The organism is Dactylosporangium thailandense, assembly GCF_059739745.1.
Map to the genome: position 1 here is coordinate 5,908,806 of NZ_AP029195.1, position 14,660 is coordinate 5,923,465.

The 14,660-nt window shown below is 73.2% G+C and carries 13 protein-coding genes; 4 read left to right on the forward strand and 9 right to left on the reverse strand.

Annotation, left to right across the window (positions count from 1 at the left end; all coding sequences use genetic code 11):
- Positions 1-8: 8 nt before the first annotated feature.
- The 6 genes from AC6JBM_RS25870 to AC6JBM_RS25895 all read right to left on the reverse strand — a co-directional run bounded on the left by AC6JBM_RS25870 (position 9) and on the right by AC6JBM_RS25895 (position 6,215).
- Positions 9-2,834 carry an FAD-binding and (Fe-S)-binding domain-containing protein gene (locus AC6JBM_RS25870; RefSeq protein ID WP_497986159.1) on the reverse strand — a complete coding sequence of 942 codons (2,826 nt, stop codon included), beginning with the start codon at positions 2,832-2,834 and terminating at the stop codon, positions 9-11.
- A gap of 67 nt (positions 2,835-2,901) precedes the next feature.
- A complete protein-coding gene (locus tag AC6JBM_RS25875) occupies positions 2,902-3,126 on the reverse strand; it encodes a 4Fe-4S dicluster domain-containing protein (RefSeq protein WP_350614400.1) in 225 nt (74 codons plus the stop codon).
- On the reverse strand, positions 3,123-3,842 hold the full coding sequence (locus AC6JBM_RS25880; protein ID WP_497986160.1) for a GntR family transcriptional regulator: 720 nt from the start codon (positions 3,840-3,842) through the stop codon (positions 3,123-3,125). Before AC6JBM_RS25880 ends, AC6JBM_RS25875 begins: the two co-directional genes overlap by 4 nt.
- Positions 3,839-4,609: a thiamine pyrophosphate-dependent enzyme gene (locus AC6JBM_RS25885; RefSeq protein ID WP_497986161.1), complete on the reverse strand. Its 771-nt coding sequence runs from the start codon at positions 4,607-4,609 to the stop codon at positions 3,839-3,841. Before AC6JBM_RS25885 ends, AC6JBM_RS25880 begins: the two co-directional genes overlap by 4 nt.
- Entirely contained in the window at positions 4,606-5,667 is a 1,062-nt protein-coding gene (locus tag AC6JBM_RS25890) for a hypothetical protein (protein WP_497986162.1), read from the reverse strand. The genes AC6JBM_RS25885 and AC6JBM_RS25890 overlap by 4 nt, the downstream gene beginning before the upstream one ends.
- Positions 5,664-6,215 (reverse strand): 2-oxoacid:ferredoxin oxidoreductase subunit gamma family protein, encoded by a 552-nt coding sequence (locus AC6JBM_RS25895; RefSeq protein ID WP_497986163.1) that lies wholly within the window; start codon positions 6,213-6,215, stop codon positions 5,664-5,666. The genes AC6JBM_RS25890 and AC6JBM_RS25895 overlap by 4 nt, the downstream gene beginning before the upstream one ends.
- Positions 6,216-6,439: 224 nt before the next feature.
- Here AC6JBM_RS25895 and AC6JBM_RS25900 point away from each other — a divergent pair, with 224 nt between their 5' ends.
- The 3 genes from AC6JBM_RS25900 (at position 6,440) to AC6JBM_RS25910 (ending at position 9,362) form a co-directional block, all read left to right on the forward strand.
- Positions 6,440-7,531: a zinc-dependent alcohol dehydrogenase gene (locus AC6JBM_RS25900; protein WP_497986164.1), complete on the forward strand. Its 1,092-nt coding sequence runs from the start codon at positions 6,440-6,442 to the stop codon at positions 7,529-7,531.
- Positions 7,528-8,940, forward strand: a complete 1,413-nt coding sequence (locus AC6JBM_RS25905) for a class I adenylate-forming enzyme family protein (protein WP_497986165.1) — start codon at positions 7,528-7,530, stop codon at positions 8,938-8,940. Before AC6JBM_RS25900 ends, AC6JBM_RS25905 begins: the two co-directional genes overlap by 4 nt.
- A 104-nt stretch (positions 8,941-9,044) precedes the next feature.
- Positions 9,045-9,362 (forward strand): hypothetical protein, encoded by a 318-nt coding sequence (locus AC6JBM_RS25910; RefSeq protein ID WP_497986166.1) that lies wholly within the window; start codon positions 9,045-9,047, stop codon positions 9,360-9,362.
- Positions 9,363-9,702: 340 nt separating this feature from the next.
- On the opposite strand, the gene AC6JBM_RS25915 is transcribed toward AC6JBM_RS25910, so the two are convergent.
- Together AC6JBM_RS25915 and AC6JBM_RS25920 are read right to left on the reverse strand one after the other, a co-directional pair.
- Positions 9,703-10,335, reverse strand: coding sequence for a hypothetical protein (locus tag AC6JBM_RS25915; RefSeq protein ID WP_497986167.1), 633 nt, complete (start codon positions 10,333-10,335; stop codon positions 9,703-9,705).
- A gap of 790 nt (positions 10,336-11,125) precedes the next feature.
- Positions 11,126-12,046: a phosphotransferase family protein gene (locus AC6JBM_RS25920; protein ID WP_497986168.1), complete on the reverse strand. Its 921-nt coding sequence runs from the start codon at positions 12,044-12,046 to the stop codon at positions 11,126-11,128.
- A gap of 91 nt (positions 12,047-12,137) precedes the next feature.
- On the opposite strand from AC6JBM_RS25920, the gene AC6JBM_RS25925 reads away from it, so the two are divergent.
- Complete coding sequence (locus AC6JBM_RS25925) at positions 12,138-12,599, forward strand: peroxiredoxin (RefSeq protein ID WP_497986169.1); 462 nt, start codon at positions 12,138-12,140, stop codon at positions 12,597-12,599.
- A 279-nt stretch (positions 12,600-12,878) separates the two neighbouring features.
- On the opposite strand, the gene AC6JBM_RS25930 is transcribed toward AC6JBM_RS25925, so the two are convergent.
- A complete protein-coding gene (locus AC6JBM_RS25930; protein WP_497986170.1) occupies positions 12,879-14,618 on the reverse strand; it encodes a class I adenylate-forming enzyme family protein in 1,740 nt (579 codons plus the stop codon).
- Positions 14,619-14,660 lie beyond the last annotated feature (42 nt).

The window sequence follows — 14,660 nt, forward strand, 5'->3', positions numbered from 1 at the left end:
GCGGGCCGTCAAGCCTTCCGGCGCAGCGCGTCGGCGAGCAGCTCCACGAGGTGCTTGCCCGGCCGGTCGGCGAGGTCGGCGGCCTGGGTGCGGCAGGAGAACCCGTCGGCGAGGAAGACGTCGTCGGGCCCGGCCTGCTCCAGCGCGGGCAGGAGCTGCTGCTCGGCGACGGCGACGGACACCTCGTAGTGGCCGCGCTCGACGCCGAAGTTGCCGGCCAGGCCGCAGCAGCCGCCGAGCCGCCGCACCGTCGCGCCGGTCTGCTTGAGCAGCTTCGCATCGGCCTCCCAGCCCATGACCGCGTGGTGGTGGCAGTGCGGCTGGGCCACGACCGTGACCCCCTCCAGCGACGGCGGGGTCCAGCCCGGCGTGCGGGCCAGCAGCTCGGCGACGGTGACCGTGGCCGCGCTGACCTTGCGGGCGGCGTCGGTGTCGAGCAGCTCGACCAGGTCGCTGCGCAGCACGCCGGTGCAGGAGGGCTCGAGGCCGACGATCGGCACGCCGCGCTCGACGGCGTCGGTGAGCTTCTCCACCGTCGAGCCGAGGATGCGCTTGGCCGCGTCGAGCTGGCCGGTGGTGATCCAGGTCAGGCCGCAGCAGGCGGACTCGCTGGTCAGCTCGGGCGCGTAGCCGGCCGCGGTGAGCACCTCGACGGCGGCCTGGGCGATGCCGGGGGCGAAGTGGTCGGTGAAGCTGTCCACGAACAGCAGGACGGGCGTTCCCGGGGCGACCGCGCGGCCCCGGAACCAGCGGCGGAACGTCTTGGGGGCGAACTTCGGGATCGAGCGGCGGGAGTCGACGCCGGCGGCGAAGAGCGCGAGGTTGCGCAGGCCGGGCGCCGAGGTCATCGCGTTGGCCAGGCGGGGCAGCCGCGACGCCAGCCGCGACCACATCGGCAGCCGGCCCAGCGAGTAGTGCGAGCGCGGGCGGACCCGGCCCTTGTAGCCCTGGTGCAGGACCTCGGCCTTGTAGGCGGCCATGTCGATGCCGGTCGGGCAGTCCGACGCGCAGCCCTTGCAGGACAGGCACAGGTCGAGGGCGTCGTGCAGGGCGGGCGCGCGCCAGTCGGGGGCGAGGTCGCCGTCGAGCATCTCCTGCAGCACCCGGGCCCGGCCGCGGGTCGAGTCCTTCTCGTTGCGGGTGGCCAGGAACGACGGGCACATGACGCCGCCGAGCACGGTGGTGTCGGCGCGGCACTTGCCCACGCCGGTGCAGCGGTGCACGGCCTGGTTGAAGTCGCCGTGATCGGCGTGGTAGCCGAACGCGAGCGGCTGCTTGACCGGGCGGCCCGAGGCCACCCGCACGTCGGCGTCGACCGGGTCGGGGTCGACGAGCACGCCCGGGTTGAGCAGGTTGCCGGGGTCGAAGGCCTGCTTGACGGCGCGGAAGAGGTCCATCGCCTCGGCGGAGTACATCCGCGGCAGCAGCTCGCTGCGGGCCCGGCCGTCGCCGTGCTCGCCGGACAGCGAGCCGCCGTAGCCGACCACGAGATCGGCCGCGTCCTCCAGGAACGCGCGGAACTTCGCGGTGCCGCCCGGCCGGTCGAGCGGGTAGTCGAGCCGGACGTGGACGCAGCCGTCGCCGAGGTGGCCGTACGGCATCGCGCTGAGCCCGTGCCGCTCGACGAGCGCGTCGAAGTCACGCAGGTAGTCGCCGATGCGGGCGGGCGGGACGGCCGCGTCCTCCCAGCCGGCGTGCGCGGGCCGCCCGGACGGCGCCCTTCCGGCCAGGCCCGCGCCGTCCTCGCGGATGCGCCAGAGCGGGGCGGCCTTCGCGGTGTCCTCGACCACGAGCGTGTCGACGGCCCCGGCCTGCGCGGCGAGGCGCCCGGCGCGCTCGCGGCACTCGTCGAGGTCGTCGCCGGCGATCTCGACGAACAGCCACGCGGTGCCGCCCGGCAGCGGCGGCACGGCGTCGGGGCCGCGGCGGCTGCGCACGACCTCGACGATGCGCGAGTCGATGCCCTCGCAGGCGGTCGGGTCGAAGCCGAGGATCGTGGGCACCACGTCGCCGGCGGTGCCGAAGTCGGGGTACCCGAGCACGACCAGCAGGCGATACTTGGGGTCGACCACCAGCCGTACCGTCGCCTCGGTCACCACCGCCAGGGTGCCCTCGCTGCCGACGAGCAGGCCGGTCAGGTCGAGGCCGCGCTCGGGCAGCAGGTGCTCGACGGCGTAGCCCGAGACCTGCCGGGGGAACGTCGCGAACTCGGTGCGGGCGACGGCGAGGTGGCCGCCCACGACGGCCTGGAGGGTGTCCGCGATCGCCTTGGCCCCCTCCAGGGTGGGCCGCCCGCGCTCGTCGCGCCCGGTGGAGAACCGCTCGCCGTCGATCGTGAGCGCGTCCAGCCCGACGACGTTGTCCGAGGTCCGGCCGTACCCGAGGGTGCGCGACCCGCACGAGTTGTTCCCGATCATCCCGCCGATCGTGCACCGCGTGTGCGTCGAGGGATCGGGGCCGAAGCGCAGGGCGTGCGGCCGGGCGGCGGCCTGCAGGGTGGCGTGCACGGCGCCCGCCTGCACCCGGGCGGTGCGGGTGCCCGGGTCCACCTCCAGGACCTTGTCCATGTGGCGGCTGAAGTCGAGCACGACGCCGCGGCCGATCGCGTTGCCGGCCACGGAGGTGCCCGCGCCGCGGGCGGTGATCGGCACCCCGAGCGCCCGGCACACGTCGAGCGTCGCCGCGACGTCCTCGTCGCCGCGGGGCCGCACGACGGCGCGCGGGACGACCCGGTACAGCGAGGCGTCGCTGGCGTACGCGGAGCGGTGGGCGTCGTCGGTGAGCACATCCACCACACCCGCCCGGGCGAGACGGTCGATCAGTTCGTCGCTCATGTCCCTCTTGCCGCTCGTACACCTGCTCGGACTCGGTCCCCGACATGGTAGACGGCGGCCCGGTCGATCAAGGGCTCGTGTACCGGTAGACCGAGAACACGTAGTCCGGGCACACGACCTGACAGGCCGTGCAGCCGGTGCACCCATCGTGCAGGACAGGGAAACGGTATCCCAGCTCGTTGACCTCGGCCGACATGGCGAGCACCTGCGGGGGGCAGGCGGCCACGCACAGCTCGCAGCCCTTGCACTTGTCGGCGGCGATGACGAGCGTGCCGCGAGTGGTCCGGCTCACGCTTGGCTCCCTTCGACCACGCTGGTGACGTCGTCCCAGCCCTCTTCTGACGTGTCTGACGTGCTGGGTGCGCCGAACACACCGCGGCGGCGCAGGGCGGCGATTGCGTTGGCGGCCGTGAGCCGGATGTGGGCCAGGGCCGCCTCCCCCGCCGCGGCCGGGCGGCCGCCGCGCAGCGCCACGAACTCGGCGTGCAGGGCGGCCCGCTCGTCGGCGAGGGCGTCGTCGATGGCGAAGCGGGCCGCGACCGGCACGAGCCCGGAGAACGAGCGCAGCAGCGCCCGCAGGTGGTTGCCGGCGCCGGCGACGTTGACGACGCGGCGGAACTCGCGGGCGAGGGCCTCGAACGTGTCCGGGTCGTCGCAGCCGGCCAGGGCCTCGTCGAGCTTCGCGAGCTCCTCCAGCACGCCCGGGTCACCCCGGCGAGCCACCCTCCGGTTGGTCAGGGCGCTCAGCATGCCGTACAGCTCGAAGGCCTCCCGGACCGTCGAGTCGTCGAACTCGGCGACGAACGCGCGCTTGTAGTGGGCGCGCTCGACGAGCCCGTCGCGCTCGAGCTGGATGAGCCCCTCCCGGACCGGCACGCGGCTCACGCCCAGCTCCCCGGCGATGGCGTCGAGGTCGAGCCGCTGGCCGCTGGTCAGCTCGCCCGCGAAGAGGCGGCCGAGCACGTAGGCGGCGACGGCCTCGCTGGTGTTGGCCCGTTCGAGTTTCACGGCTTGATGATTTCACCGAGCGGATAGGTCTGCTCCATCGTGCCCTGCTGATACGTGGGTCCCTCGGCGGTGGGCACGAACCAGCCGGTCGGGCACATGGTGAGGATCTCCACGAGCGAGAAGCCGCCGCCGGCCAGCTGGGTCTCGAAGGCTCGTTTGATCATGCGCTTCGTCTGCAGTACCGCTCCGGCCGTGGAGACCGCGCCCCGGGCCACGTAGCCGACGCCGTGCAGCCCCGCGACGAGATCCGCGACCGGGATCGGGTAGCCGTGGGTCTCCGGGTCGCGGCCGTCGATGCTGGTCTTCGTGCGCTGGCCGAGCACCGTGGTGGCGGTCTGCTGGCCGCCGGTGTCGCCGAACACGCCGTTGTTGAGCATGACGCAGGTGATGTTCTCGCCGCGGGCGGCCGCGTGCAGGACCTCCTGCAGGCCCTCGTTGGCCATGTCGCCGTCGCCCTGCAGTGTGAACACCGCGACGCCGGGGCGCACGCGCTTGATGCCGGTGGCGCAGGCGGGGGCGCGGCCGTGCAGGCACTGCAGCACGTCGACGTCCATGATCCGCACGAAGCTGCCGTAGCAGCCGTGGCCGACGACGCCGATGGTCTTCTGCACGATGTCGAGCTCCTGCAGCACCTCCAGCAGGATGCGCAGGGCGACGGGCTCGCCGCAGCCGGGGCACAGCGAGTGCTCGCCGAGGATGAGGCTGGGCTTGAAGTCGGCGACCTGCTTGGCGCCGCGGCTGGGCGGCTGGGTGGTGTCGATGGTCACAGTGCCTCCAGGATGCGGCGCTTGAGCACGGGGGCGTCGAGCAGCGGGCCGTACGACAGCCCCGACTCGGCGATGCTCACGCCCCCGATGAACCGCACGGCCCGGCGGTCGTGGGCGTGGATGCGCACGTCGTCGACCATCTGCCCGCCGTTGAGCTCGAACACGAGGACGTTCTTCGCGGTCCGGGTCGCCGCGGCGAGCGCGTCGCCGGGGAAGGGCCACAGCGTGATCGGGCGGAACCACCCGATGTCGTACCCCTCCGAGCGCAGCTCCCCCACGACGTGCTCGACGAACTTGGCGGCCGAGCCGAACGCGACCACGACGGTCTCGGCGCCGTCGCAGCCGTCCTGCTCGTGACGCGCCTCTTCGCCGTTGATCCGGTCGAACTTCTCGGCGATGGCCCGCCAGTGCCCGTCGGGGCCGAGGCCGGGCGCGGTCGCCTTGCCCATCGCCCACGTCCACACCTGCCGGCTCTGCCCGGTGCCGCCGCCGGTGCCGTCCAGCGCCCAGTCCTTGGGGGGCAGCTCGCCGAAGTCCCGGCGCCCGACCTCGACGCCGACGCGCGTCTGGGCGATGAGGGGGTCTCCGTACAGTACGACCGGCGCCCGATGCTTGTCGGCCAGGTGGAACAGCAGCTGGGTGTGCTCGACGGCCTCGGGGATGTCCTTGGGGGCCAGGGTGATCGTGCGATAGTCGCCCCAGCCGCCGCCCCGGGTGGCCTGGAAGTAATCCTGCTGGTTGCGCGCCATGTTGAACACGACGAACGGGGTCTCGTTGAGCGCGGCCTCGGCGATCGCCTCCTGCATGAGCGCGATGCCCTGCCCGCAGGAGCCGGTGGCGGCCCGGGCCCCGGCCGCGGCGGCGCCGAGGGTCATGTTGACGCCCTCGATCTCGCTCTCGGCGTTGAGGCACACGCCCCCGGCCGCGGGCAGGCGCCGGGACATCTGCTCCAGCAGTCCGGTGAAGGGCGACATGGGGTAGCCGGCGAAGAACCGGCACCCGGCGGCGATGGCGGCCTCGGCGATGGCCGCGGAGCCCTCCAGCAGTTCGAGCGTCATACGGCAGCCCCCTCCAGGGCTTGGGCGCCCGCTTCGAGCGCGCGGGCGTTGGCGGCGGCGTGCTGGCGGCGGTACGGGGGCAGCAGTTCCTCCATCGCCGACACGAGCGCCCCGGCGCCGACCATGCCGGTCAGGGCGTTGTACGCGCCCAGCAGCACGAACCCGGACGCGTTCGGCGCCTCGACACTCTTGGCGACGGCCCCGGCGTCGACCGCGAACACCCGCAGGTCGTCGCGGAACACCTCCGGGTCGACCAGCGGCGTGTTCGCCAGCACCAGGGCGCCGGTGCGCAGCCGCTCCTCGACGCCCTCGCTGTGACGATGGTGGGCGAAGATCGCCGACCAGGCCGACGGCAGGATCGGCAGGGCCTTGAGCGGGGCGTCGCCGATGACCACGCCGGCCTTCGACGGGCCGCCGCGCATCTCGCCGCCGTAGTCCGCGGCCAGCATCGCGTACCGGCCCTCGTGGGTGGCGGCGAGGGCCAGGGTCTTGGCCAGCAGCTGGATGCCCTGGCCGCCGGTGCCGGTGACGAGCACCTCACGCTCCACGCGCGCCTCCTTCACTGTCTCCCCGGACCTCTTTGCGGTTCTACGGGCGTCTTTGCGGTGCTCTGGGCCTTTTGGTGCTCCGGCCTTGACTCGGTTCGCCGGGCCTCGACCCCGTCCTCCGGGCCTCGACCCCGTTCCCCGAGCCTCGACCCGGCTCGCCGGGCCTTGACGTGGTTTGAATATTGAATACAAAATCTGATTCGAGCGTCAAGGGAGGTCGCGAAATGCGGGCACTGGTAATGCGCGGCTTCGGCGACGTGGCCGTCGAGGACGTCCCCGACCCCGTGCCCGGCCCGGGCGAGGTCGTCATCGACGTGGCCTGCGTCCAGCCGAGCGTCACCGAATGCATGCTGCTGGCCGGGGAGCCGATCGCCATGCACACCGTCCTCGCCGAGCGCCTCGCGGCCGGCCCGACCCGCTTCGGCGGCCACGAGTTCGCCGGCGTGATCAGCGCCATCGGCCCCGGCGCGCCGGCGGGCCTGGCGATCGGGGACCGGGTCACGGCCGTGGAGACCGCCACCTGCGGCCGGTGCGCCGCGTGCCGCCGCAACCGGCCGGACGCCTGCCCCTCCCCCGCCGTGCTCGGCTTCACGGGACCGGGCGCGTTCGCCGAGCGGGTGCTCGTCCCGGCGCAGACCGTCGTGCACGTGCCCGACGGAGTCCCCGCGGCCCACGCCGCGGCCGTGCAGCCCCTGGCGGGCGCGATCCACGGGCATGCGATCGCCGCCGTACGGCCCGGCGACACCGTGCTCGCGATCGGCGCCGGCGTCATGGGCGTGCTGCACACCCAGGTCGCGCGGCGCGGCAACGCGGGGCTGGTCATCGCGACCGGCCGCAGCGAGGCCAAGCGCGCGCTCGCCGAGCGCTCCGGGGCCGGCCTGGTCATCGACGCCACCCGCGAGGACGTGGTCGCCCGGGTCCTGGAGGCCACCGAGGGCATCGGCGCCGACGTCGTCTTCGAGTGCGCGGGCGAATTCGAGCAGGCGGCCCGGTGCGTCCGGCGCGGCGGCACAATCGTCATGGTGTCGGTACTGCCCAGCCACGCCCCCGCCCCGCTCGCCCTGCTGCGCGAGCGGTCGGTGTCGGTGCTGCACCCGCGCTCCGGGGCCGGCGGCTACGCGCCCGGCAGCAGCGTCTTCGAGCACGCGCTGCGCCTGGTGCACCGCGGCGACGTGGACGTGCAAGGATTGATCAGCCATCGGCTGGACGGGGTCGAGGCGTTGCCGGAGGCGTTGGAGATCACGCGGTACAAGTCGAAGCACGCCGCGCTCGGCCCGGCCCAGGTGGACCTCTTCGACTGGGAGACCCGCGCGTGAGCCTGCTCATCGGCGACATCGTCACCTCGGCGGCGCTGACCGTGCCGGACCGGCTCGCCGCCACCCTCGGGCCCGAGCAGCTGACGTTCCGCGAGCTCGACGCGCGGGCCGACCGCACCGCCAACGCGCTGGCCGGGCTGGGCGTGGGCCGGGGCGACACGGTGCTGTGGTGCGTGACGCCGACGCTGCGCTCGGTCGAGGTGTTCGTCGCGTGCGCCCGGCTCGGCGCGCTGTTCGCGCCCGTGAACCCCGCCCTGCCCGGCGAGGAGCGCGACCGCATCCGCTCCTATGTGGACCCGAAGGTCGTGCTGTCCGACGTGGACTTCTCCGCATCGGTACTCCCACCGTCCACCCTGGACGGCGGCGCCCCCGGATTCGCGCGGGTGCCCGTCGACGATCGCGAGCCGCACATCCTGTACCTCACCAGCGGCAGCACCGGCACCCCGAAGGGCGCCCTGGTCAGCCACCGGGCGAGCTGGCTGCGCGCGGCCCCGGGCGGCGGCACGTTCACCAGCGGCCTGCGCGGCGACGGCGGCGTGGTGTGCACCTTCCCGCTGTACCACTACGGCGGCTGGCACTACGTCATGGAGGCGTGGCAGCACCGCACCGCCGTGCACCTGGTCCGCCGCGCCGACGCCGCCGACATGATCGACGTCGTGGAGCGCCGCCGGCCCTCCGCGCTGTACTGCATCCCGGCCGTGTGGGAGCGCCTGCTCGACCCCGAGCACCGCCGCGCCGACCTGCGCTCCCTGCTGCACGCCGACACCGGCACGTCCGCCGTCGCCGCCGACCTCGTCGAGCGCATCAAGTCGCGGCTGCCGGGCACGACGACGACAATCCTGTACGGTTCGACGGAGGCCGGCCGCATGGCCGCCCTGCACGACTGGGAGCTCGCGACCCACCCCGGCAGCGTCGGACGCCCCGCGACCCCGAACGCCCTGTGGCTGGACGCGGACGCCGAGGTGTGCACGAGCGGCCCGGCGCTCATGAACGGCTACCTCGGCGCCGACCCCCTCGACGGCGGCGTGTACCGCTCCGGCGACGTCGGCCGCCTCGACGCCGACGGGTACCTCTACCTGACCGGCCGCACCCGCGAGGTGATCCGCACCGGCGGCGAGTCGGTCGGCCCGGCCGAGGTCGAGCACGCGCTGCGCGACCTGCCGGGCACACTGGACCTGGCCGTCGTCGGCGTTCCCGACCCGCGCTGGGGCGAGGTGGTCTGCGCGGTGCTCGTGGTGCCACCCGGCGCCGAGCCGCCCACGGTCGCCGAGGTCCGCGCCCATGTCGCCGGCCGCTTGGCGTCGTTCAAGCAGCCGCGCCGGGTCCACGTCGTGGACGCCATCCCGCGAACCCCGGCGACCGGCCAGATCCAGCGCACCCGCCTGCGCAAGCTGGTCGAGGGCGACTGACGCACCGTAGGACCGAGGCGATGCCCGCGTCCGCCCATAACAGAGGTCGAACCGCTGAGATTTGCGTTGGTCCGAGGTTGCGCCTTCGTGCCATGCTGCGCGTCATGACGGTAGGCGAGCCGGTCGTGATGCAGGTGTACTGCCGCGTTGAGGTCGTGGTCGATGACCCGGTCGCGGTCGCCGAGCTGGCTGCGCGGCGGCTGCGGGATGCGGGCATCGACTGGTCGCGTGAGCAGGACACGGTTGAGGACGCCGCGGCCGAGCTGCGCGGGGACTTGGCGGAGGCGTTGGCCAGCGTGGTCGATCCAGAGCGGATGCTGGCCGACGTACCGGGTGTGGAGGTGCGCCGCGGGCGGTGGTGGGCCGAGCGCGGGGGTCCCTCGGCCCGGTTCGCGCCCGGCTTCGCGGCGGCGGGTAGCTGAACAGGCGTGTGGCTGGTTACGGCGGGTACCCCGCAGCGTGTAGCGCACGTGGAACAACCTGCCGATCAGCGTGATCCTGGCCACCAGGTCGAAGGGAGTCTTCAGCGCCGCGCCGGCCCAGCGCAGCGGCCGGGCCACGCTGCCGATCGTGAGCGTCGACAGCAGCGACGCCATGTTGCCCCTCGGGTGTGCCACAAGGACGGGCTGGGAGCCGCTCGCGGAGGCGGGTCGGCGTCTGTGCATGTCCGCACTGCCGGTTCCCGACGGTGTTGTGCATTGCCGGTCGGCAGCGCTTGGCGTTGGAGAGGTCGGCCGTCTCCTGACAGCGCGAGGCTTCACATCACGACCGCCAGGCGGTGGGGTCCTTGTGATAGCTGCCGAGCAGGGCGCGGAAGACCGCCGGACCAAGCTCGGCGACGGTGGCGGCGGCCTGATAGACGTCGCGCTTGTCGTCCCAGTCGACCGAGCCCGAGTCTTCCAGTACGTGCCGGGCGCGCAGGTGCAGCGGACCGGCGGCCAGCTCGGGCAGGCGGCAATCCGCTGCGAGGTGGCGCACATCGTCGCCGAGCAGCGCGTCGAAGGCGGTCTTGGCGGTGGTGTGTCCCCGGAACCAGTAGGTCCTCAACTGCAGCCGCAGGTGTTCCATCGGCTCCGGGATCGCCATCCGGTCGCGGAAGCCGGCCCAGAACGCGTCGGCGACTGCCGGGTCGGGATTGTTGAGGACGTAGGCGTTCAGATGAGTCAGCACCTCGAAGGCGCCGGTCAGATCGAGCAGGCCGAGCGCCGTGTGCACGCGCTGCACGCCGTCCAGGCCCTCGCCGGTGGTGATCTCGAACGCGGTGTGGAAGGCCACGTCCTCGTCCGACATCTCCTCCGGGGGCGTGCCGTCCCACCTCCACCGGTTGGGTCCGATCGGCGTGAACCCGACGTCGGCCAGGTATCGCAAGGCCAGGTCGGCATCCGTCACACTCACCCGCGGAGTCTGCCCGGCGCGAGTTCGGATGTCCACACGATTGCGCGGACACGACTTGAGCGTGCAGCGACTCGAGAGATCGGCTGCGAGGGTCTGAGGCGCAGGCGCCGCGCGTGCTGGTCCGACATCGTCAACGCTTTAGTGGTGTGCCAGGCCGCAGAAAGCGAAGAAGATGTTCACCATGTGCGCGACTGCGGGGTCGGGGATCGCGATTCTGCGCCGCATGCCGGGATAATTCTTTGCGTGGGGCAGATGCAATTGTTCAGCTCGCGGGAATTGGCTTCCATGCGGGACCGGACGAGGGCTAAAAATTGGTGGCCGGGGAAGGACGAGTTCCGGAAGGAACAGCAGCGGCGGCGTGACTTCGGCTTGCAGAGACGGCATGCGGAGAAGCTGCGCCGCCTCCACGGGCCAGGAGAGCCAGCGAGCACGCCGCCAGCGAAGGAAAGCGACGCCCGCGTCGGCACCAAATCCGGCGCACCGATCTCCCCCGACGCAGCACGACCGCCGGCCCCGGCCAGACAATCCCAGCGAAGAATACGCATTGATGGTGCTGGGCGGCACGGCAGCGGCCACCGCTTGCTCTGTGCGTGCGTTTCCGCGGCACCTCGCTGCCGAAGTCACGGGTGCGGGAGTGCGCCGCGCTGCCCGGCGCCGGCCGGCAACGGCGCCCGCCGAAGTGGCGCGGTTCCCCGGCCGCCGCGGACCCACCTCATCCAGGCGTCGGTGACGTCGGCGAGCGCGACGCCGACCGGGTGCACCGCGAACGTCCCGGCGAAGACGCGGCGAACTACGATTCCTCGCCGTGCAGCCACGCGGACAATGACGCAACGTACTCCGGCACGAACTCCGGATTCCAGCGGGCGAAATATACCGCCGTCGACAAGGCGTGGACGGCGTTGCCCAGCCGGACCCGGGTTTGCCAGTCTTCCGGGAGCGGAAGCACCGCGTCGTACGCGGTCAGGAACGCTTCGCGGCCCTCCGGCCAGGTCGCGAAGATGTGCTCGTCCAGCTTGCCGAAGTCGAGGAACCGGTCGGCCCAGCGCCCGTGCTCGAAGTCTAGAACGCACGTGATGCGACCGGCGCGCAGCAGCAGGTTCGGGCGCCACAGGTCGCCGTGGACCAGGGATGGCGGGGCGTCGGGCGGTACGTCGTCGATGGCCCGGTGCAGCGCCGCGCCCGCGCGGTCGATCAGCTCCGGCGACAGTACGCCCGGGGCCTTGGACAGCTGCTCGCCGACCCGAGTGTGCAGGAACGTGCGCGCGTCCGGGTGTTGGGAGCGGCCCAGCACGTCGCCGAACCAGGGGCCGGTGCAGGCGTGGATGCGGCCGACCACGGTGCCGAGGTCGGCGGCGAACGCGAGGCGGGACGCGGCGTCCATGGTGGACCAGGCGCCGTCGGCGGGGGTGCCGTCCTGGTACTCCTGCACGAGCAGCGGGCCGCCCACGTCCGTCGAGTGTGGCAGCAGGGCCCGGAACCGTACCACCGGCACGCCCCCGTCGGCGGCGCGGCGGGTCGCGGCGATGAGGCGGCGCAGGTGCGCGGGGTCAGGGTTGCGGATCGGGGTCTTGGCCAGCAGCGGGCCCTCGTCGGTGTCGGCGACCCACTGGCGGCTGGTGTAGCCGGCTTCCAGCGGCCGGATGTCGCCGACCCCGAGGCCCGGGCAGGCCTCCAGCAGCGCCGCGCGCACCGCCTCGAGTCCGATCGTCACCGCGTCATCCTAGGCGCCGTCACCCCGGTCTTCTCCGGCGCCGGCGCGCGGGGCAGGATTGACCGCGAGACGTTCCCGGGAAGGAGCCCCAATGCAGGTCGGCGACGTGGTCGAGGACTTCGAACTGCCCGATGAGACCGGCACCCCGCGCAGGCTCAGCACGCTGCTGGAGGGTGGCCCGGTCGTCCTGTTCTTCTACCCGGCCGCGCTCACCGCCGGCTGCACCCGCGAGGCCTGCCACTTCCGCGACATGGCCGGCGAGCTGCGTGAGGCCGGCGGGCAGCCGGTCGGCATCAGCGGCGACGAGGTCGCGAAGCAGGCCGAGTTCGCGACCAAGCACAGCCTCGGCTACCCGCTGCTGTCCGACCCCGTGGGCACCGTCCGCGAGCAGTTCGGCGTGAAGCGCGGGCTGGGCGGCGGCCTCATCCCGACGAAGCGCGCGACGTTCGTCATCGACACCGACCGCCGCGTGCTCGCCGTCGTCAAGAGCGAGATCCGCATGGACGTCCACGCCGACAAGGCTCTCGAGGCGCTCCAGGCCCGCTCGCGGTAACAGCAAAAAGCAACAGCAGCAGCGAGCTACCGCGATGTCCGTCGTGGTGCGGACCGTTACTCCCGTGGCCTCACCCTCCGCCGTTGGTCGCGGCGGCCGACGCTACGCGGCCGGTCGCGGTCCGCGAAGACGGGCGCGCAGCTGCGCCTCCGCCACCTTGCCGCCGCAGCCGCGACGCTACGCGGCCGGTCGCGGCGGCCGACGGTACGCGGCCGGTCGCGGTCCGCGGACACGGGCGCGCAGCTGCGCCTCCGCCACCCTGCCGCCGCAGCCGCGACGCTACGCGGCCGGTTGCGGTCCGCGGAGACGGGCGCGCAGCTGCGCCTTGGCCACCTTGCCGCCGGAGCCGCGCGGGAGGTCCTCGACGAGCTCGAGGCGCTCGGGCCAGTTCTCGCGGGACACGCCGCGGGCGTCCAGGTGGGCGCGCAGGGCGTCGAGGTCCAGGGTCGCGGCCTCGCGCAGCACGACGAACGCGCACACGCGCTCGCCGAAGGTCGGGTCGGGCACCGCGACCGCGGCCACCATCGCCACCGCGGGGTGGGTGCCGACCTGGTCCTCCACGGCGGCGGCGGAGATGTTCTTGCCGCCGCGGATGATGAAGTCGGACTTGCGGTCGACCACCCGCAGGTACCCGTCGGCGTCGATGGTGCAGATGTCGCCGGTCAGCATCCAGCCGTCCGCGGTGAAGAGCTTCTCGTTGGCCTCGGGGTCGGCGAAGTACCCGAGACAGGTCGCCGGGCCCGCGCACGCCGCCTGGCCCGGGCCGCCCACGGCGGTGACGTCGGTGCCGTCCTCGGCGAAGAGCCGGACCCGCATCTCGTCGATGACCTTCCCGGCGGTGCGCAGCCGCTGCTCGACGGTGTCGGTGACGGAGGTCCGCGACAGCGCGCCGGTCTCGTTGGAGCCGAAGAACTGCAGCACCCGGGCGCCGGTCCGCCGCTCGAACTCCGCCGCCCGCTCGAACGGCACCGCCTCGCCGCCGGTGAACATGCACCGCAGCGACGACAGGTCGACCTCCTCCAACACCGGCGAGTTGAGCATCATGATGAACTGGGTGCTGACACAGCAGACCACGGTCACCCGCTCGCGCTCGATGAGCCGCAGGGCCTCGTCGGCGCTGAACCGGGGCATCACGACCGTCGGGGCGCCCAGCAGCGTCGGGGTGAAGTTGGCCGTCCACTGCGCGAAGCCGTAGGGCGCCGGGATGAGCGTCAGGAACACGTCGTCGGTGCGCAGGTCGCCGCACTCGACGGCGAGCTCGTGATAGTAGAACCAGCGGTTCTGGTTGTGCACCACGCACTTCGGCATCCCGGTCGTCCCGGACGTCGAGTTGAGCAGGTGGATGTCCCCGAGCCCGAGCTCCCGGCCCTCCAGCGAGCCGGCCGGCTCGGCGGCCGCCGAGATGTCCCCGAGCCCGAGCTCCCGGCCTTCCGGCGAGCCGACCGGCTCGACGGCCGCCGAGATGTCCCCGAGCCCGGCCTCCCGGCCGTCCAGCGAGCCGTCCGTCGAGCCGGCCGGCTCGGCGGGCGCCGACAGGTCGGCGATCACCAGGTGCGTATCGATGCCGAGCCCCGCCACGATCCCGGCGACCGGCTCGCCGCGGTGCTCCGCGAAGCTCACCAGGGCCGTCGCGCCGCCCACGGTGAGCAGGTGCCGCACCTCCAGCCGCGCCGCCCGCGGCCCGATCGCGACCACGACCACCCCGGCCTTCATCGCGGCCAGGTACACCACGTGCACCTCGACCCCGTCGGGCAGCAGCACCCCGACCCGCGCCCCCGGCTCCAGCCCCGCCGCGACCAGCCGGTGCGCGAAGCCCGTCGACCACGCGTCGAACTCGCGCCAGGTCATGCGGTCGTCCCCGGCGATGAACGCGAGCCCGTCCGGGTCCTCGGCCGCGTGCCGGCGCACCACGCCGGGCAGGGTCTCGTCGCCCCAGCGGCCGACGTCGGCGAGCCGGTCCGCGACGTACCGTTCGTGAACGCTGCCGGCGGCCGGAGCCGTTCCGGGTGGGAAGTGCACGAGCCGACCCCTCTCGCATCTACCAAACAAGCGCTTGGTTGT

Bases quoted from the DNA above. Each gene is read 5' to 3' on its own strand.
- AC6JBM_RS25925 (WP_497986169.1), top strand. From the start codon at position 12,138: ATGCAGGTCGGCGACGTGGTCGAGGACTTCGAACTGCCCGATGAGACC.
- AC6JBM_RS25870 (WP_497986159.1), bottom strand. From the start codon at position 2,834: ATGAGCGACGAACTGATCGACCGTCTCGCCCGGGCGGGTGTGGTGGAT.
- AC6JBM_RS25900 (WP_497986164.1), top strand. From the start codon at position 6,440: ATGCGGGCACTGGTAATGCGCGGCTTCGGCGACGTGGCCGTCGAGGAC.
- AC6JBM_RS25890 (WP_497986162.1), bottom strand. From the start codon at position 5,667: ATGACGCTCGAACTGCTGGAGGGCTCCGCGGCCATCGCCGAGGCCGCC.
- AC6JBM_RS25910 (WP_497986166.1), top strand. From the start codon at position 9,045: ATGACGGTAGGCGAGCCGGTCGTGATGCAGGTGTACTGCCGCGTTGAG.